Origin of the sequence: Pseudomonas sp. D3-27, from assembly GCF_051132165.1 — a bacterium.
Classification (GTDB): Bacteria; Pseudomonadota; Gammaproteobacteria; order Pseudomonadales; family Pseudomonadaceae; genus Aquipseudomonas.
This window is the reverse complement of record NZ_CP071667.1, coordinates 4,851,425-4,871,356: the sequence shown is the minus strand read 5'-3', so window position 1 is coordinate 4,871,356 and position 19,932 is coordinate 4,851,425. Positions and strand designations below refer to the sequence as shown.

At 57.0% G+C, this 19,932-nt stretch carries 7 protein-coding genes, 2 tRNA genes and 3 rRNA genes; 10 read left to right on the top strand and 2 right to left on the bottom strand.

The features are described from left to right. Positions 1-4: 4 nt before the first annotated feature. Together J3P92_RS21985 and J3P92_RS21980 are read right to left on the bottom strand one after the other, a co-directional pair. A complete protein-coding gene (locus tag J3P92_RS21985; protein WP_420766309.1) occupies positions 5-667 on the bottom strand; it encodes a TetR/AcrR family transcriptional regulator in 663 nt (220 codons plus the stop codon). 104 nt (positions 668-771) lie between these two features. Then, positions 772-1,692 (bottom strand): LysR family transcriptional regulator, encoded by a 921-nt coding sequence (locus tag J3P92_RS21980; protein ID WP_434560819.1) that lies wholly within the window; start codon positions 1,690-1,692, stop codon positions 772-774. Between the two features lie 122 nt (positions 1,693-1,814). Here J3P92_RS21980 and J3P92_RS21975 point away from each other — a divergent pair, with 122 nt between their 5' ends. The 10 genes from J3P92_RS21975 (at position 1,815) to recD (ending at position 19,930) form a co-directional block, all read left to right on the top strand. Continuing rightward, a complete protein-coding gene (locus J3P92_RS21975; RefSeq protein WP_434649038.1) occupies positions 1,815-3,164 on the top strand; it encodes an aspartate aminotransferase family protein in 1,350 nt (449 codons plus the stop codon). Between the two features lie 62 nt (positions 3,165-3,226). Continuing rightward, complete coding sequence (locus tag J3P92_RS21970; RefSeq protein WP_434649036.1) at positions 3,227-4,720, top strand: CoA-acylating methylmalonate-semialdehyde dehydrogenase; 1,494 nt, start codon at positions 3,227-3,229, stop codon at positions 4,718-4,720. 636 nt (positions 4,721-5,356) lie between these two features. Then, positions 5,357-6,895: ribosomal RNA gene (locus J3P92_RS21965) — 16S ribosomal RNA — on the top strand. A gap of 65 nt (positions 6,896-6,960) precedes the next feature. After that, a tRNA-Ile gene (locus J3P92_RS21960) sits at positions 6,961-7,037 on the top strand. A 27-nt stretch (positions 7,038-7,064) separates the two neighbouring features. Further along, a tRNA-Ala gene (locus J3P92_RS21955) sits at positions 7,065-7,140 on the top strand. Positions 7,141-7,390: 250 nt separating this feature from the next. Further along, positions 7,391-10,282: ribosomal RNA gene (locus J3P92_RS21950) — 23S ribosomal RNA — on the top strand. A gap of 154 nt (positions 10,283-10,436) precedes the next feature. After that, positions 10,437-10,552, top strand: a 5S ribosomal RNA gene (gene rrf, locus J3P92_RS21945). The 16S, 23S and 5S rRNA genes sit together here with 2 tRNA genes alongside, the layout of an rRNA operon. Before the next feature lie 155 nt (positions 10,553-10,707). Next, a complete protein-coding gene (recC, locus tag J3P92_RS21940) occupies positions 10,708-14,160 on the top strand; it encodes an exodeoxyribonuclease V subunit gamma (protein WP_434649034.1) in 3,453 nt (1,150 codons plus the stop codon). Then, on the top strand, positions 14,157-17,846 hold the full coding sequence (recB, locus tag J3P92_RS21935) for an exodeoxyribonuclease V subunit beta (RefSeq protein WP_434649033.1): 3,690 nt from the start codon (positions 14,157-14,159) through the stop codon (positions 17,844-17,846). Before recC ends, recB begins: the two co-directional genes overlap by 4 nt. Beyond that, complete coding sequence (gene recD, locus J3P92_RS21930; protein WP_434649031.1) at positions 17,843-19,930, top strand: exodeoxyribonuclease V subunit alpha; 2,088 nt, start codon at positions 17,843-17,845, stop codon at positions 19,928-19,930. The genes recB and recD overlap by 4 nt, the downstream gene beginning before the upstream one ends. Positions 19,931-19,932: the final 2 nt, after the last annotated feature.

Here is a 19,932-nt window from a genome sequence, read left to right as displayed (position 1 = left end):
AGTCCTAGGATCTGTATGAGAGGTCAGGTGTCAGGCCGCAGCCTTTTAGAATGATACGGATCAAGTTGTCGCCAGCGTCGATCATGTCTTGCTTGGTCAGCTTGCTGCGACCGGTCACGCGGCAGATCTGGGTAGCAAAGTCGGCATAATGCTGGGTGCTGCCCCATAGCAGGAAGATGAGATGCACCGGATCGACCGGGTCCATTTTTCCTGCATCGATCCAAGCCTGGAAAACAGCCGCTCGGCCCTTGAACCAGGCCTGATAGTCCTGGTTGAAATATTCGCTCAGGCATTCGCCGCCACTGATCACTTCCATAGCGAAAATCCGCGACGCCTGAGGTTGGCGCCGCGAGAACTCCATCTTGGCGCGGATGTAGCGGGTCAATGCCTGCGCCGGATCGTCTTCGGCCGTCAGGGAATTGAACGTGCTGTCCCATAACTCGATGATGTTGCTCAATACCGCCACGTAGAGCCCGAGCTTATTGGTGAAATAGTAGTGGAGGTTGGCCTTGGGCAATCCAGCCTTCAAGGCAATCGTATTCATGCTGGTGCCCTTGAAACCGTGACGAGCGAACTCATCCTCGGCGGCCCTGAGGATGGTCTCTTCGTTCTGTTGACGAATGCGGCCGGTAGGCTTGCCGCCATGGGCGGGAACTTCAAAAGTCATGGACGTTTCCGGGCTGGGTCTGTGGGTGCGGGCAAATGCGTTCATAGCGCACCGGCGCGGATCAGACAAGTGCTGCGGCTATAAAAGCGGCACGTTGAAGAAATTCAGCGTGTTGCCGCGAGATTTTCGAGGAAGCTTTCCAGCACCAAATGAGGGCGACGTCCCTTGCGCGTGACTGATGCCAGGCTCAGGTCGTAGAAACGCGCGAAGGGTTTGAGCGCGCGTAGGCGACCTTGTTGTACCCAGAGATTGGCGTAGTGATCTGGTAGATAACCGATATAACGACCCGTGAGAATCAGAAACGCCATGCCTTCGCGGTCCGATGCGCTGGCCGTGCAGTTCAGTGCCTGGTAATGGGCCTGGATGTCGGCCGGCAAGCGAAAGGTTGGCGCGATGGCGTCTTGGGTATTGAGGCGAGCGTCTTCGAGTTGCTGGTCGTCCACGTAAAACAGTGGATGACCGACCGCGCAATACAGCAGCGAGCGTTCGCTGTAGAGCGGTTGGTATTCAAGACCTGAAAGGGCGCTGGCCTGGGGGACCACGCCGACGTGAAGGCGACCGTCGAGTACGCCTTGCTCGACTTCGTTGGGTGCGATCATGCGAATCTGGATTTGCACGTCTGGCCCGCGTTCTTTCAACTGGGCCAAGGCGTGGGTGATACGCATATGCGGCAGGGTGACAAGGTTGTCCGTCAGGCCAATGATCAATTCGCCGCGTAAATGTTGATGGAGGCCGTTGACCTCGGTACGGAAACTTTCCAGCGCACTTAATAGTTGCAGCGCCGACTGATAGACCTCGCGGCCTTCTTCAGTCAGGGAAAAGCCCGCGCGGCCACGCTGGCACAAGCGCAGCCCTAGGCGTTGTTCAAGATCATTCATCTGCTGGCTGATAGCCGAGCGGCCGATCCCGAGGACCGTTTCGGCGGCAGAAAAACCACCGCATTCCACCACGCTGCGGAAAATGCGCAGCAAGCGGATATCGAAGTCGCTGACCTGGGCCAGCGGATCGGAACGACGCATGCTCATAGTTTAGTAATCCGCTGACTGAAGGTTAGAAAAGCTGGGTTTCACCGACTTTATCGCCGTGGCAACGTAGTCGCAAGAACGCTCCTGATTTCATACCGTTTATGTCTTGCGAGGTTTTGTCGATGAACATGCCCGAACACGCTGTCGGTTCCCTGGCCAGCCAGCTCAAGCTGGACGCTCATTGGATGCCTTATACGGCCAATCGCAATTTCCAACGCGACCCTCGCCTGATCGTCGCCGCCGAAGGTAGCTGGCTGACCGATGACAAGGGACGCAAGGTCTACGATTCGCTGTCGGGATTGTGGACATGCGGCGCCGGGCACACCCGCAAGGAGATCCAGGAAGCGGTCGGCAAGCAACTGGGCACGCTCGATTACTCGCCGGGATTCCAGTACGGACATCCGCTGTCGTTCCAATTGGCGGAAAAGATCACCAACCTGACCCCGGGCAACCTCAACCATGTGTTCTTCACCGACTCAGGTTCCGAGTGCGCCGATACCGCAGTGAAGATGGTTCGCGCTTATTGGCGCCTCAAGGGGCAGGCCACCAAGACCAAGATGATCGGTCGTGCCCGCGGTTATCACGGTGTGAATATTGCCGGCACCAGCCTGGGCGGGGTCAGCGGCAACCGCAAATTGTTCGGCCAAGCCATGATGGATGTTGATCATTTGCCCCATACCTTGCTGGCCAGTAACGCCTATTCCCGCGGCATGCCCAAGGAGGGCGGGATCGCCTTGGCCGATGAGCTGTTGAAGTTGATCGAGCTGCACGACGCTTCCAATATCGCCGCCGTGTTTGTCGAGCCGATGGCTGGGTCCGCCGGTGTGCTGGTGCCGCCAGAGGGATACCTGAAGCGTCTGCGGGAAATCTGCGACCAGCACAACATCTTGCTGGTGTTTGACGAAGTGATCACCGGGTTCGGTCGTACCGGCGCGATGTTTGGTGCCGACAGCTTTGGCGTGACGCCGGACGTGATGTGCATCGCCAAGCAAGTCACCAACGGTGCAATTCCGATGGGGGCGGTCATTGCCAGTAGCGAAATCTACCAGACGTTCATGAGCCAGCCGACACCTGAATATGCCGTGGAATTTCCCCATGGCTATACGTACTCGGCGCACCCAGTGGCGTGCGCGGCGGGACTGGCGGCGTTGGACCTGCTACAAAAAGAGAATCTGGTGCAGGGTGTGGCCGAGGTGGCGCCGCATTTCGAGACCGCATTGCATGGCTTGAAAGGCTCGAAAAACGTTATCGATATTCGCAACTTTGGCTTGGCCGGGGCGATCCAGATCGCCCCCCGTGACGGTGACGCTATCGTGCGTCCTTTCGAGGCGGGAATGGCACTGTGGAAGGCTGGGTTCTATGTGCGCTTTGGCGGCGATACCTTGCAGTTCGGGCCGACGTTCAACAGCAAGCCGCAGGACCTGGATCGCCTGTTCGACGCAGTTGGTGAAGTGCTGAACAAGATCGACTGATTTCTTCTATATAGAGAGACGCTCGTTAATGGGCGTCTGGTGATCAATTTCCTGGAGTCCCCATGAGCCTCATCCCGCATTTGATCAATGGCGAACTGTTGAGCGATAACGCCTGTACAGCCGATGTGTTCAACCCGTCCACCGGCCAGGCAATCCATCAAGTACCGCTGGCGGATCGCGCAACTGTCCAGCAGGCGATCGATGGCGCCAAGGCCGCTTTCCCGGCCTGGCGCAACACGCCGGCGGCGAAGCGCGCCCAAGTAATGTTCCGTTTCAAGCAACTGCTGGAGCAGAACGAGTCGCGCATCGCCCAGTTGATCAGCGAAGAACACGGCAAGACCCTGGAAGACGCGGCGGGGGAACTCAAACGGGGTATCGAAAACGTTGAGTTTGCCTGTGCGGCGCCGGAAATCCTGAAGGGCGAATACAGTCGCAATGTAGGGCCGAATATCGATGCTTGGTCAGATTTCCAGCCTTTAGGTGTCGTGGCGGGTATCACGCCGTTCAATTTCCCGGCAATGGTGCCGTTGTGGATGTACCCGCTGGCTATCGTCTGTGGGAATTGTTTCATTCTCAAGCCGTCGGAGCGCGATCCGAGTTCGACACTGCTGATCGCCCAGCTTTTGCTGGAAGCCGGTTTGCCCAAAGGTGTATTGAGCGTAGTCCATGGCGACAAGGCGGCGGTGGATGCTTTGATCGAGGCGCCGGAGGTAAAAGCGCTGAGTTTTGTCGGGTCGACACCAATCGCTGAATACATCTATGCCGAAGGTACTCGTCGAGGTAAGCGCGTCCAGGCGCTGGGTGGGGCGAAGAACCATGCGGTGCTGATGCCGGATGCAGATCTGGACAACGCAGTCAGCGCCTTGATGGGCGCGGCGTACGGTTCGTGCGGTGAGCGCTGCATGGCGATTTCGGTAGCGGTATGTGTCGGCGATCAAGTAGCGGATGCCCTGGTGGCCAAGTTGGTGCCGCAGGTCAAGGCACTGAAGATCGGTGCGGGGACTTCTTGCGGACTGGACATGGGGCCGCTTGTTACCGGGCAGCACCGCGACAAGGTCAGTGGGTATATAGAGGAGGGCGTGTCGGCGGGGGCATCATTGATTGTCGATGGTCGTGGCTTGAGCGTTGCTGGGCACGAGGAAGGCTTTTTCCTGGGTGGCTGCCTGTTTGACCGCGTGACGCCTGAGATGCGCATCTACAAGGAAGAAATCTTCGGGCCGGTGCTGTGTATCGTCCGGGTCAATAGCTTGGAAGAGGCGATGCAACTGATCAACGATCACGAATATGGCAACGGCACCTGCATCTTTACCCGTGACGGCGAAGCGGCGCGGTTGTTTTGCGATGAGATTGAAGTCGGTATGGTTGGCGTCAATGTTCCATTGCCAGTGCCTGTCGCCTATCACAGCTTCGGTGGTTGGAAGCGTTCACTTTTTGGTGACTTGCATGCCTATGGTCCGGACGGGGTGCGTTTTTATACCCGTCGCAAGGCCATTACCCAACGCTGGCCGCAGCGTGCCAGCCATGAGGCTTCGCAGTTTGCATTTCCCAGTTTGTAACATGTAAGTGAAGAGGCCGGCGCCCCTGGGCGTCGGCCTCTGTATTTCCGGGGTTTCTGACTGATATGACAGAATTATGAAAATAAAGGGTTGACGGCAAATTCTGGATGTCTATAATTCGCCCCACTTCCGGCGCAGTCGAAACGGAAAACTCCTTGAGTTTCAACGAGTTAACCAAGTTTCGGTAAGTGCTTTGCTTCAGTTCATCGAAGCGCGGAAGGAGTGGGTAGGCCGGTTTTTCGGGCGCTATCGACGGTTCGATCCTCTCGGTCGAAAGCGGTAAAAAAGAGGTGTTGACAGCAGCGAGTAACGCTGTAGAATTCGCCTCCCGCTAACGAGAGATCGGAAGCGCAAGTGGTTGAAGTTGTTAAGGATTTCCAAGCGAAACTTTGAAAACTTCTTAAAATAACCGCTTGACAGATACACGGGGCGCTGTAGAATGCGCGCCTCGGTTGAGGCGAAAGGCTCAACCCACCGCTCTTTAACAACTGAATCAAGCAATTCGTGTGGGTGCTTGTGGAGTCAGACTGCTAGTCAACAGATTATCAGCATCACAAGTTACTCCGCGAGAAATCAAAGATGTAACCAACGATTGCTGAGCCAAGTTTAGGGTTTTCTCAAAACCCAAAGATGTTTGAACTGAAGAGTTTGATCATGGCTCAGATTGAACGCTGGCGGCAGGCCTAACACATGCAAGTCGAGCGGCAGCACGGGTACTTGTACCTGGTGGCGAGCGGCGGACGGGTGAGTAATGCCTAGGAATCTGCCTGGTAGTGGGGGATAACGCTCGGAAACGGACGCTAATACCGCATACGTCCTACGGGAGAAAGCAGGGGACCTTCGGGCCTTGCGCTATCAGATGAGCCTAGGTCGGATTAGCTAGTTGGTGAGGTAATGGCTCACCAAGGCGACGATCCGTAACTGGTCTGAGAGGATGATCAGTCACACTGGAACTGAGACACGGTCCAGACTCCTACGGGAGGCAGCAGTGGGGAATATTGGACAATGGGCGAAAGCCTGATCCAGCCATGCCGCGTGTGTGAAGAAGGTCTTCGGATTGTAAAGCACTTTAAGTTGGGAGGAAGGGCATTAACCTAATACGTTAGTGTTTTGACGTTACCGACAGAATAAGCACCGGCTAACTCTGTGCCAGCAGCCGCGGTAATACAGAGGGTGCAAGCGTTAATCGGAATTACTGGGCGTAAAGCGCGCGTAGGTGGTTCGTTAAGTTGGATGTGAAATCCCCGGGCTCAACCTGGGAACTGCATTCAAAACTGTCGAGCTAGAGTATGGTAGAGGGTGGTGGAATTTCCTGTGTAGCGGTGAAATGCGTAGATATAGGAAGGAACACCAGTGGCGAAGGCGACCACCTGGACTGATACTGACACTGAGGTGCGAAAGCGTGGGGAGCAAACAGGATTAGATACCCTGGTAGTCCACGCCGTAAACGATGTCAACTAGCCGTTGGGAGCCTTGAGCTCTTAGTGGCGCAGCTAACGCATTAAGTTGACCGCCTGGGGAGTACGGCCGCAAGGTTAAAACTCAAATGAATTGACGGGGGCCCGCACAAGCGGTGGAGCATGTGGTTTAATTCGAAGCAACGCGAAGAACCTTACCAGGCCTTGACATCCAATGAACTTTCCAGAGATGGATTGGTGCCTTCGGGAACATTGAGACAGGTGCTGCATGGCTGTCGTCAGCTCGTGTCGTGAGATGTTGGGTTAAGTCCCGTAACGAGCGCAACCCTTGTCCTTAGTTACCAGCACGTTATGGTGGGCACTCTAAGGAGACTGCCGGTGACAAACCGGAGGAAGGTGGGGATGACGTCAAGTCATCATGGCCCTTACGGCCTGGGCTACACACGTGCTACAATGGTCGGTACAGAGGGTTGCCAAGCCGCGAGGTGGAGCTAATCCCACAAAACCGATCGTAGTCCGGATCGCAGTCTGCAACTCGACTGCGTGAAGTCGGAATCGCTAGTAATCGCGAATCAGAATGTCGCGGTGAATACGTTCCCGGGCCTTGTACACACCGCCCGTCACACCATGGGAGTGGGTTGCACCAGAAGTAGCTAGTCTAACCTTCGGGAGGACGGTTACCACGGTGTGATTCATGACTGGGGTGAAGTCGTAACAAGGTAGCCGTAGGGGAACCTGCGGCTGGATCACCTCCTTAATCGACGACAGCAGCGGCTCCATGAGCTCCCACACGAATTGCTTGATTCATTGAAGAAGACGATTGGGTCTGTAGCTCAGTTGGTTAGAGCGCACCCCTGATAAGGGTGAGGTCGGCAGTTCGAATCTGCCCAGACCCACCAATTTCATGGTGTACCCTGTAGCGATACGGGGCCATAGCTCAGCTGGGAGAGCGCCTGCCTTGCACGCAGGAGGTCAGCGGTTCGATCCCGCTTGGCTCCACCATTACAGATTGGTTCCAACGTTTAAAGCTTAGAAATGAGCATTCCATCCGCGGGATGATGAATGTTGATTTCTAGTCTTTTGATTAGATCGTTCTTTAAAAATTTGGGTATGTGATAGAAAGATAGACTGAACGTTACTTTCACTGGTAACGGATCAGGCTAAGGTAAAATTTGTGAGTGGCTCTTAGAGCCAGATCGAATTTTCGGCGAATGTCGTCTTCACAGTATAACCAGATTGCTTGGGGTTATATGGTCAAGTGAAGAAGCGCATACGGTGGATGCCTTGGCAGTCAGAGGCGATGAAAGACGTGGTAGCCTGCGAAAAGCTTCGGGGAGTCGGCAAACAGACTGTGATCCGGAGATGTCTGAATGGGGGAACCCAGCCATCATAAGATGGTTATCTTGTACTGAATACATAGGTGCAAGAAGCGAACCAGGGGAACTGAAACATCTAAGTACCCTGAGGAAAAGAAATCAACCGAGATTCCCTTAGTAGTGGCGAGCGAACGGGGACTAGCCCTTAAGCTTCTTTGATTTTAGCGGAACGCTCTGGAAAGTGCGGCCATAGTGGGTGATAGCCCTGTACGCGAAAGGATCTTAGAAGTGAAATCGAGTAGGACGGAGCACGAGAAACTTTGTCTGAATATGGGGGGACCATCCTCCAAGGCTAAATACTACTGACTGACCGATAGTGAACTAGTACCGTGAGGGAAAGGCGAAAAGAACCCCGGAGAGGGGAGTGAAATAGATCCTGAAACCGTATGCGTACAAGCAGTGGGAGCCCACTTTGTTGGGTGACTGCGTACCTTTTGTATAATGGGTCAGCGACTTATTTTCAGTGGCGAGCTTAACCGAATAGGGGAGGCGTAGCGAAAGCGAGTCTTAATAGGGCGTCTAGTCGCTGGGAATAGACCCGAAACCGGGCGATCTATCCATGGGCAGGTTGAAGGTTAGGTAACACTGACTGGAGGACCGAACCGACTACCGTTGAAAAGTTAGCGGATGACCTGTGGATCGGAGTGAAAGGCTAATCAAGCTCGGAGATAGCTGGTTCTCCTCGAAAGCTATTTAGGTAGCGCCTCATGTATCACTGTAGGGGGTAGAGCACTGTTTCGGCTAGGGGGTCATCCCGACTTACCAAACCGATGCAAACTCCGAATACCTACAAGTGCCGAGCATGGGAGACACACGGCGGGTGCTAACGTCCGTCGTGAAAAGGGAAACAACCCAGACCGTCAGCTAAGGTCCCAAAGTTATGGTTAAGTGGGAAACGATGTGGGAAGGCTTAGACAGCTAGGAGGTTGGCTTAGAAGCAGCCACCCTTTAAAGAAAGCGTAATAGCTCACTAGTCGAGTCGGCCTGCGCGGAAGATGTAACGGGGCTCAAACCATACACCGAAGCTACGGGTATCACGTAAGTGATGCGGTAGAGGAGCGTTCTGTAAGCCTGTGAAGGTGAGTTGAGAAGCTTGCTGGAGGTATCAGAAGTGCGAATGCTGACATGAGTAACGACAATGGGTGTGAAAAACACCCACGCCGAAAGACCAAGGTTTCCTGCGCAACGTTAATCGACGCAGGGTTAGTCGGTCCCTAAGGCGAGGCTGAAAAGCGTAGTCGATGGAAAACAGGTTAATATTCCTGTACTTCTGGTTATTGCGATGGAGGGACGGAGAAGGCTAGGCCAGCTTGGCGTTGGTTGTCCAAGTTTAAGGTGGTAGGCTGAGATCTTAGGTAAATCCGGGATCTTAAGGCCGAGAGCTGATGACGAGTTGCCCTTTGGGTGACGAAGTGGTTGATGCCATGCTTCCAAGAAAAGCTTCTAAGCTTCAGGTAACCAGGAACCGTACCCCAAACCGACACAGGTGGTTGGGTAGAGAATACCAAGGCGCTTGAGAGAACTCGGGTGAAGGAACTAGGCAAAATGGCACCGTAACTTCGGGAGAAGGTGCGCCGGTGAGGGTGAAGCACTTGCTGCGTAAGCCCACGCCGGTCGAAGATACCAGGCCGCTGCGACTGTTTATTAAAAACACAGCACTCTGCAAACACGAAAGTGGACGTATAGGGTGTGACGCCTGCCCGGTGCCGGAAGGTTAATTGATGGGGTTAGCTAACGCGAAGCTCTTGATCGAAGCCCCGGTAAACGGCGGCCGTAACTATAACGGTCCTAAGGTAGCGAAATTCCTTGTCGGGTAAGTTCCGACCTGCACGAATGGCGTAACGATGGCGGCGCTGTCTCCACCCGAGACTCAGTGAAATTGAAATCGCTGTGAAGATGCAGTGTATCCGCGGCTAGACGGAAAGACCCCGTGAACCTTTACTATAGCTTTGCACTGGACTTTGAATTTGCTTGTGTAGGATAGGTGGGAGGCTTTGAAGCGTGGACGCCAGTCTGCGTGGAGCCATCCTTGAAATACCACCCTGGCAACTTTGAGGTTCTAACTCAGGTCCGTTATCCGGATCGAGGACAGTGTATGGTGGGTAGTTTGACTGGGGCGGTCTCCTCCTAAAGAGTAACGGAGGAGTACGAAGGTGCGCTCAGACCGGTCGGAAATCGGTCGTAGAGTATAAAGGCAAAAGCGCGCTTGACTGCGAGACAGACACGTCGAGCAGGTACGAAAGTAGGTCTTAGTGATCCGGTGGTTCTGTATGGAAGGGCCATCGCTCAACGGATAAAAGGTACTCCGGGGATAACAGGCTGATACCGCCCAAGAGTTCATATCGACGGCGGTGTTTGGCACCTCGATGTCGGCTCATCACATCCTGGGGCTGAAGCCGGTCCCAAGGGTATGGCTGTTCGCCATTTAAAGTGGTACGCGAGCTGGGTTTAGAACGTCGTGAGACAGTTCGGTCCCTATCTGCCGTGGACGTTTGAGATTTGAGAGGGGCTGCTCCTAGTACGAGAGGACCGGAGTGGACGAACCTCTGGTGTTCCGGTTGTCACGCCAGTGGCATTGCCGGGTAGCTATGTTCGGAAAAGATAACCGCTGAAAGCATCTAAGCGGGAAACTTGCCTCAAGATGAGATCTCACTGGAGCCTTGAGCTCCCTGAAGGGCCGTCGAAGACTACGACGTTGATAGGCAGGGTGTGTAAGCGCTGTGAGGCGTTGAGCTAACCTGTACTAATTGCCCGTGAGGCTTGACCATATAACACCCAAGCAATTTGTAGACTCGAAAGAGGCCAGATTGCGGTGTTGTGAAGACGAAACGAACCGAAAGTTCGAGATACTCACAAGCAACACGCTATCACATACCCATTCGCTGGAACGTGACCGTAAGGCACGCGCTGGCTACCGAATTTCTTGACGACCATAGAGCATTGGAACCACCTGATCCCATCCCGAACTCAGAAGTGAAACGATGCATCGCCGATGGTAGTGTGGGGTTTCCCCATGTGAGAGTAGGTCATCGTCAAGATTAAATTCCGAAACCCCTATCTGCTGATGCAGGTAGGGGTTTTGTTTTGCCCGCAGGAAAGTTCTTACGATAAGCGCGGACAGCTCCCGGCTGCCACAGCCCACCGACAGTGCTAAGGTTCTGCCCTAGCTTTTGCACTTTTCAAGGATGCCTTTATGCCGGACGCGACGTCCCTCAGCCCTGCTTTCATGGTGGTTCATGGGAATCGCCTTGATGAGTTGCGCAGCCTGGTTATCAGCCTGATGCGACGCTATCCGCTAGGCCCGCTTGAAAATGAAATCGCCCTCGTTCAAAGCAACGGCATCGCCCAATGGCTGAAGCTGGCACTGGCTGAAGATCCTGAAGACGATGACAGTGGCGGCTGCGGAATTGCGGCTGCCATCGAGGTGCAGCTGCCCGGCAGTTTCATGTGGCAGCTCTATCGAATGGTGCTTGGCCGTGATGAAATTCCGGCTAAATCCTTACTGGATAAGGCGCCGCTCACATGGAGGCTGATGCGTCTCCTGCCGCAGCTAATTGAACAGCGTCATTTCGAACCGTTGCGACGTTTCCTGTCTGACGACACTGATTTACGTAAGCGCTACCAATTGTCCGAGCGTCTGGCTGATCTTTTCGACCAGTATCAGGTGTACCGAGCCGACTGGCTTGAAGATTGGGCGCAGGGACGGCACCAGACAAGGAGCGTGCGTGGTGAAACAAAGCCGCTCGCGCCGGCAAATTGCTGGCAAGCGGAGCTGTGGCGAGCGCTGCTGTTGGATGTGGGTGAAGAGGGCATGGCTCAAAGCCGTGCCGGCGTTCACCAGCGCTATCTTGAGCGCATCAATCATCTTGAAGCCGCTCCCGAAGGCCTACCGGCTCGCGTAATCGTGTTCGGTATTTCTTCACTGCCAGCCCAAGCGCTTGAGGCCCTGGCCGGTCTTTCACGGTTCAGCCAGGTTTTACTGTGTGTTCACAACCCCTGTCGTTACCATTGGGCGGACATCGTCGCCGACAAGGACCTGCTTCGTCACCAATACAAACGGCAGGCACGAAAAAGCGGCATGCCAAATGTCCTGGATTCGCAGACTTTGCATCAGCATGCACATCCGCTGTTGGCTGCCTGGGGAAAGCAAGGGCGCGACTACATCAACCTTCTCGACAGCTACGATGATCCAAACACCTATCGCTCGGTATTTCGCGAAGGGCGTATCGATCTGTTCAGCGACGGTAATCCCACGACCCTCCTTAGTCAGCTGCAGGACGATATCCTGGAATTGCGCCCCTTGGATGAAACCCGGCAACACTGGCCTTCAGTCGATACGCAACAAGACGAGTCGATCCGTTTCCATGTGGCCCACAGTGCCCAGCGTGAAGTTGAGATCCTTCATGATCAATTGCTTGCGCACTTCAGCAAGGATTCGTCCCTGCGTCCCCGGGATATCATCGTCATGGTCCCGGATATCGACAGTTATGCGCCGCATATCCGCGCCGTGTTTGGCCAGCTTGATCGGGGTGACCCTCGTTTCATCCCCTTCACCCTGACAGATCAGGGCCAGCGTGGCCGTGACCCTTTGCTCATCGCCGTCGAGCATTTGCTCAGGCTCCCGGATAGTCGGTTTCCGGTCAGCGAGATTCTCGATCTGCTGGACGTGCCAGCGTTGCGCGAGCGGTTTGGCATCAATGAGGCCGACTTGCCGATACTGCACCGCTGGATTGAGGGAGCAGGCATTCGCTGGGGGATGAATGCCCGGCATCGCGCCAGTTTGGGTTTGCCCGCAGAGCTTGAGCAGAACAGCTGGCGTTTCGGCCTGCGTCGCATGTTGCTGGGGTATGCGGTTGGCGATTCAGAGGCTTACGAGGGCATCGAGCCCTATGACGAAATCGGTGGCCTCGATGCGGCTTTGATCGGTCCGCTGGTGGCTTTGCTGGATGCGCTGGAAGTTGCTCACCGGGAGCTGAGCCAGCCAACCTCTCCCAAGGAATGGGGGGCGCGTCTGCATGACTTGATGCAATTGTTCTTCCTGGCAAGCAACGAGCACGACGATTATCTGCTGGCCCAACTCGAGGACCTGCGTGAAACCTGGCTGGAAACCTGCGATTCGGTCGGGCTGGAGGATGAGCTTCCTTTGACGGTTGTCAGGGAAGCCTGGCTGACCGGACTGGATCAGGGGAAGTTGTCCCAACGTTTCCTCGCCGGAGCGGTCAATTTTTGTACGTTGATGCCGATGCGAGCGATACCCTTCAAGCTGGTTTGTTTGCTGGGAATGAATGACGGCGACTATCCACGAGCTCAACCACCGCTGGATTTCGATCTCATGGGCAGCGATTACCGCCCAGGCGATCGTTCCCGGCGCGAGGACGATCGGTACCTACTTTTGGAAGCGCTGCTTTCTGCCCGGGAAAAGCTCTACATCAGTTGGGTCGGTCGCAGTATTCGTGACAACAGCGATCGGCCGGCATCGGTCTTGATCGGCCAGTTGCGTGATCATCTTGCCAGTGGGTGGCGGTTGGCAAATGGTGACGAGGGTCTACTCGAGGCGTTGACTCAGGAGCATCCTTTGCAGCCGTTCAGCGCCCGGTACTTTTATCAGGGTGACGGGCTGTTCAGCTATGCCGGTGAATGGCGTTCGCTTCACGAGGCCCATGAACACAGCGCGATGCCTGCAATGTTGGAGCCCTATGCCCAGGAAGAGCCATTGGGGATCGCTCAGTTGCAGGATTTTCTGCGCAATCCTGTTCGTCATTTCTTCAGCCAGCGACTCAAGGTGTTCTTCGAGACTTTCGAAGCCCCCCTGGCCGATGACGAACCTTTCGTTCTCGATGCCCTGCAGCGCTACAGCTTGAGCGACAGCTTGCTCGAGGCCGCCCTTGTTCGCCTCGACCAATCGGACCTGGCGTTGGCGGCGCATGCCAAGCGGTTACAGAACAGTGGCCTGCTGCCCATGGCGGGTTTCGGTGAAAGCCTGCAGCGCGAGTTGATCGAGCCGTTCCCTGACCTGCTCCAGCGCTACCAGCAGCTCCTGTCTTCATGGCCCACTCCACTGACCAGCGCCGTCCCCGTCAGCCTTCGTATACACGATGTCAGCGTAGAAGGATGGCTTAGCGGCCTGCATCAGCGAGGCGATGGCTCGGTCCTCGCCATTACCGCTATCCCCAACAGCATCGGATCTACCAAGACCCGCAAATGGCATCGACTGATACGGGTCTGGGTCAACCATCTTGTAGCCTGCGCCAGTGGGCTTTCGATGACTACGGCGTTGGTCGCCAGTGATGACAGCTTGCTGCTCGCCCCTTTTGACGAAACCGTAGCGCGCCAGGTCCTTGGCGACCTGCTGCAAGCCTGGCGGGCTGGTATGCGCCAACCCTTGCCAATCGCGGTGAAGACCGCGTTCGCCTGGCTCGACCAAAGCGACCCGGAGAAAGCCCTGGCGGCGGCTCGCAAAGCCTACGAAGGTGACGGGCTGACGTTTGAGGGGGAGCGCCGGGAAAGCCCTGCGCTGGCACGGCAATACCCCGACTTCAATGCGCTGGTCGCTGACGAAACATTTCCCGACTGGTGTGATGCGCTTTATCGGCCGCTACTCGAAGCGCCTTGGCGCTCACTGGTGAGCGAGGACGTACATCCATGAGCCGGAAAACTCCCTTGGCCCTGGCCTTCCCGCTACGTGGCAGTCAATTGATCGAGGCCAGTGCCGGTACCGGGAAAACCTTTACCATTTCGGCGTTGTATTTGCGCCTGGTGTTAGGGCATGGCGACCCGCAGACGCGGTTTGAACGCGAGCTGCTTCCTCCGCAGATTCTGGTAGTGACCTTCACCGATGCCGCGACCAAGGAACTGCGGGAGCGTATCCGTACGCGCCTGGCGGAAGCGGCGCGTTTTTTTCGCGATGAGATTCCCGCCCCGGACTCGTTGATTGCCTCGTTGCGTGATGAGTTCGGGGAAGGGCAATGGGCAGCCTGCGCGAACCGGCTCGATATAGCCGCGCAATGGATGGACGAAGCGGCCGTTTCGACTATCCATAGCTGGTGTCAGCGAATGCTTCGCGAGCATGCCTTCGACAGTGGCAGCCTGTTTACGCAAACCCTGGAAACCGATCACAGCGAGTTGCTCGCAGAGGTGCTGCGCGACTACTGGCGGCTGTTCTGCTATTCGATGCAAGGTGAAGCGCTGCACTGGGTGCGGGCTCACTGGGGCGGGCCTGCCGCCCTGCTGCCCCGGGTAAGGGGTTTGTTTTCCAGTTCTCGAGGTGAGGCGCAGGGGATCGAGCCGGCCGAGCTGATCGTCGCATCCCTTCAGGAACGCAGCGCGGCATTGCTCGACCTCAAGGCTCCTTGGCGACAATGGGCCGTGGAGTTGTTGGAAATCTGCCAGCAGGGCGTTGCCAATAAAAGCGTCGACGGACGCAAGATGCAGGCTCGCTATTTCGAACCCTGGTTCCAGAAGATCACGGCCTGGGTCGAGGACGAAAGTCTCGAGCTGCTGGACATTGGCACCGGCTTCACACGGCTGACGCCCGAGGGCATGGCCGAGGCCTGGAAAGGCGATGTGCCCAGTCATCCCGGGCTGGATGCGATGTCGGGCCTCAAGGCCAGCCTGGACGCCCTGCCCACCCCGGACGCGGCGGTGTTGCAGCATGCCGCGCAATGGGTCGGGACACGCTTCGAAGCGGAGAAACGGCGCCGGGCTGAAATGGGTTTCGACGACATGCTGCTGCGCCTGGACGCGGCGTTGCAGGCTGAAGGCGGGGAGCGGCTGGCTAGCCTGATTCGCGAGCAGTTCCCAGTGGCGCTGATCGATGAATTCCAGGACACCGATCCGATCCAGTACCGAATCTTCGAAAGCATCTATTGCATTGAAGACAACAATCCGCAAAGCGGGCTGTTCCTGATCGGTGATCCGAAGCAGGCCATTTATGCGTTTCGCGGCGCCGATATCTATACCTACCTGCGCGCCAGGGAAGCCACCGCTGGCCGGTTGCATACGCTGGGGACAAACTTCCGCTCCAGCCATGCCATGGTCGGCGCGGTGAATCAGGTTTTCCAACATGCCGAGGCGCGTCAGCAGGGGCGAGGGGCTTTCCTGTTCCGCGAGCCATCGGGTGAGAATCCCGTGCCGTTCCTGCCCGTCGAGTCCCAAGGGCGCAAAGAGAGCTTGCGGGTTTCGGGACAGACTGTCGCTGCCCTTAATGTTTGGCACCTGGTCTCTGACCAGCCAGTTTCCGGAGCGGTGTATCGGCAGCAGATGGCTGCAGCCTGCGCCAGCGAAATCACTGCGCTGCTCAACGGCGGACAGTCGGGGCGCGATGGCTTTTTCCATGATGGGGAAATGCTTCGTGGTCTTCTGCCGGCCGACATCGCCATTCTCGTGCGCGATGGCAAGGAAGCGCAGGCCGTGCGCGGCGAGTTGTCCGCACGAGGCGTGCGCAGTGTCTATCTATCAGACAAGGACTCGGTATTTGCTTCCCAGGAAGCAAGGGATTTGCTGACCTGGCTCAAGGCATGTGCCGAGCCGGATGTGGAGCGACTGCTGCGCACAGCCCTGGCCAGCACTACGTTGAACCTGCCGCTCACAGAGCTTGAGCGCCTGAACCAGGATGAGTTGGCGTGGGAAAGCCGTGTGATGCAGTTCCGGGGCTATCGGATGGTCTGGCGCGCGCAAGGTGTGCTGCCGATGCTGAGGCGCTTGTTGCACGACTTCAAATTGCCTCAGTCCCTGATGGCACGTGATGACGGCGAGCGGGTGCTGACCAACCTGCTGCACCTTTGTGAGTTGTTGCAGCAGGCCGCCGTCGAGCTGGATGGCGAGCAAGCCATGATTCGTTACCTGGCCGAGCATCTGGCCATGACCGGGCAGGCGGGAGAAGAGCAGATCCTTCGCCTCGAAAGCGACGAGCAGTTGGTCAAGGTAGTGACGATCCATAAGTCCAAGGGACTCGAATACCCCCTGGTGTTCCTCCCGTTCATATGCTCGACGAAGCCGGTGGATGGCAGTCGACTTCCGCTGCATTACCACGATGAGCGCGGCCTGGCGCAGATCAGTCTCGCCCCGACCCCGGAATTGATCGCCAAGGCCGATGACGAGCGTCTGGCAGAGGACCTGCGTCTTTTGTACGTGGCACTTACCCGTGCCCAGCACGCCTGCTGGCTGGGTGTCGCCGATCTCAAGCGCGGCAGTAATAACCGCTCGATTCTACATTTGTCTGCCCTGGGCTATCTGTTGGGTGGTGGTGCGCCGTTGAACGAGTCGGTAGAGCTCAGACGTTGGTTGGAAGACCTGCGGCAAGGCAGCCAGGCGGTGAGCTGCCTGGATATGCCCCAGCCCAGCGACGAGCACTACCGACCCGCACGCAACGACGCGGTATTGCTTGAACCCTTGATTCCGTTGCGCAAAGCCAGCGAGAACTGGTGGATTGCTTCCTACAGTGCGTTGCGTTTCGGCGACAGCCTCAACGTGGGCGGTGACACCGCACCGGAAAATCCCCAAGCCCAGAAACTGTTCGATGATGAGCGACTCGACCCAGACGCCCCGCGGGAAGTTGCGGCTGCGGGCGGTGACATCCACCGTTTTCCACGTGGCCCCAACCCCGGTACCTTCCTGCATGGGCTCCTGGAGTGGGCTGCCGGCGAAGGATTCCCGACGGCGCCAGCCATCATTGAGGATGCCATTGCCCGACGCTGCAACCGCCGGGGTTGGAATGGATGGATCAAAACCCTTGGCGACTGGTTGTTGCACCTGATCAAAACGCCTCTGTGTATTGGCGGCGGCCAAGCGCCGGTGGTGCTGGAAGACTTGACCCGGTTCCAAGTGGAAATGGAATTCTGGTTCGCCAGCCACAAGGTCGATGTGCTCAAGCTCGATGATCTGGTTTGCCGATTCACCCATGACGGCGTGGCTCGTGTCGCTGCGGAACCGGTATTGCTCAATGGCATGTTCAAGGGTTTCATAGACCTGACCTTCGAGCACGACGGTCGATATTATGTGGCCGATTACAAGTCCAACTGGCTGGGATTGGACGACGCCGCCTACACCATGCAGGCCATGGAGCAATCGATCCTGGATAACCGCTACGACTTGCAATACGTGCTGTACCTGTTGGCCTTGCACCGCCAGCTCAAGGCGCGCTTGCCCCACTATGACTACGACAAGCATGTTGGCGGCGCGCTGTATATATTCCTTCGTGGCACACGCGCTGCCAGCCAGGGTGTCTACTTCACCAAGCCTGCGCGCGCCTTGATAGAGCAACTGGATCGCCTGTTCCGAGGAATGCCCGAGCCCAAGGCGGAGCCGGCTTGGGTGCAGGGAGAACTGTTATGAGTCGTTCTTTTGCGGACCTGCTTCCCAAGAATTCCGACGACGAGAGCCTGGTGGATTTGGCGCCCTTGAGCGACGTGGACGACCTGTTGCTGCTGCTGACTCGCTGGGTGGAGCGCGGTTGGCTGCGAGCCTTGGACAGGGCATTCGTGGCGTTCCTCCATGAACTGTGCCCAGAAGACGACCCGCTGGTGTTGCTTGCCGCGGCCCTTGCCAGCCATCAATTGGGGCACGGGCATGTCTGCCTGGATCTGTTCGAAACACTCAAGGAGCCGGATTTTGCGTTGTCCTTGCCACCGGAGGGAGACCTGCAGCCCGGCGTGATGCTATTGCCGTCGCAGGTTTTGCAGACACTCGATGGTGCCGACTGGTGCAAAGTACTGGCTTCCAGCCCGCTGGTCGCCCTGGCAGGCGACGAGCGTGAGCAGGCACGACAACGGCCGCTGGTACTCGCCGGAAAACGTCTTTATCTGCGTCGCTACTGGGGCTACGAGCGACGAATCGACGATGCGTTGCGTCAACGGCTGGCCGACCACGGAGCGGTGCCTGATGACTTGGATGAGCGCCTGGCCGGGCTGTTTGGTCCGGCCAGCGCGACGGGGCCGGTCGACTGGCAGAAACTGGCCTGCGCGCTCGCGACCCGAAGCGCGTTCAGTATCGTCACGGGCGGCCCCGGCACCGGCAAGACCACCACGGTCGTGCGTCTGCTCGCCTTGTTGCAGGCACCCGCTGTCGAAGCAGGTAAGCCGCTGCGCATTCGTCTGGCCGCGCCCACCGGCAAGGCGGCGGCACGCCTGACCGAGTCCATCAGCCAACAGGTTCGCACGCTGGACGTCACCGATGCCGTGCGTGAACGCATTCCCTGCGAAGTCACTACGGTCCATCGCCTGCTGGGCAGTCGTCCCGGTACCCGTCATTTTCGTCATCATGCAGGCAATCGCCTGCCACTGGATGTGCTGGTCATCGATGAGGCTTCGATGATTGATCTGGAGATGATGGCCAATCTGTTGGATGCGCTGCCGTCCCATGCGCGTTTGGTATTGCTGGGGGACAAGGACCAGTTGGCTTCGGTCGAAGCCGGCGCGGTGCTTGGCGATTTGTGCCGCGATGCCGAAGAGGGTTGGTATAGCCCACAGACTCTGGCGTGGCTCGAATCCGTCAGCGGCGAAAACCTGATGACCAATGACCTGAAGCAGGACCACGAAGGTACTCACCCCCTCGCCCAGCAAGTGGTCATGCTCAGGCATTCCCGGCGTTTCGGCGAGGGCAGTGGGATTGGCCAGTTGGCCCGCCTGGTCAATGGACAACAGCCGGAGCAGGCGCGGAACCTATTGCGCAAGGGCCAATACCCCGATCTGTCCACGTTGGCGTTGAAAGGCGAACACGATACTGCGCTGGAACGTTTGCTGCTGGATGGCCAAGCCTCCGGGCCGCAGGGATATCGGCATTATCTGAGCGTCTTGCGGCAACGGCGTCCGGCGGCCTCCCGTCCGCTGGAAGACGATTGCTGGAATGATTGGGCTCGGGAGGTCTTGTCGGCGTTTGACGAATTCCAGTTGCTTTGCGCGGTGCGCAGAGGCCCGTGGGGTGTCGAAGGGTTGAACCAACGGATCACTGCCGCGCTGCTCAAGGCGCGGCTGATCGACAATGACCAGCTTTGGTATGAGGGGCGTCCGGTATTGATGACGCGCAATGATTACGGGTTGGGATTGATGAATGGCGATATCGGCATTGCCCTCAGGTTGCCTGAGCGTGACGGACCGGATGCCGGAAAACAGGTGCTGCGGGTTGCATTTCCTCGTAACGACGGCCGAGGTGGCGTGCGTTTTGTGCTGCCCAGCCGATTGAACGATGTGGAAACCGTATACGCCATGACCGTGCATAAATCCCAAGGCTCGGAGTTCACTCACACGGCGTTGATCCTTCCGGATGCACTGAATCCTGTACTGACCAAGGAATTGGTGTACACCGCTATCACCCGGGCCAAACAATGGTTCAGTCTGATAGAGCCACGCGCGGGAATTTTCGAAGAGGCGGTGCAACGCAAGGTCAAGCGCTTGAGCGGCTTGATGTTGGAATGGGAGTAAGG

Bases quoted from the DNA above. Each gene is read 5' to 3' on its own strand.
- J3P92_RS21985 (WP_420766309.1), bottom strand. From the start codon at position 667: ATGACTTTTGAAGTTCCCGCCCATGGCGGCAAGCCTACCGGCCGCATT.
- J3P92_RS21980 (WP_434560819.1), bottom strand. From the start codon at position 1,692: ATGAGCATGCGTCGTTCCGATCCGCTGGCCCAGGTCAGCGACTTCGAT.
- J3P92_RS21975 (WP_434649038.1), top strand. From the start codon at position 1,815: ATGAACATGCCCGAACACGCTGTCGGTTCCCTGGCCAGCCAGCTCAAG.
- J3P92_RS21970 (WP_434649036.1), top strand. From the start codon at position 3,227: ATGAGCCTCATCCCGCATTTGATCAATGGCGAACTGTTGAGCGATAAC.
- recC (WP_434649034.1), top strand. From the start codon at position 10,708: ATGCCGGACGCGACGTCCCTCAGCCCTGCTTTCATGGTGGTTCATGGG.
- recB (WP_434649033.1), top strand. From the start codon at position 14,157: ATGAGCCGGAAAACTCCCTTGGCCCTGGCCTTCCCGCTACGTGGCAGT.
- recD (WP_434649031.1), top strand. From the start codon at position 17,843: ATGAGTCGTTCTTTTGCGGACCTGCTTCCCAAGAATTCCGACGACGAG.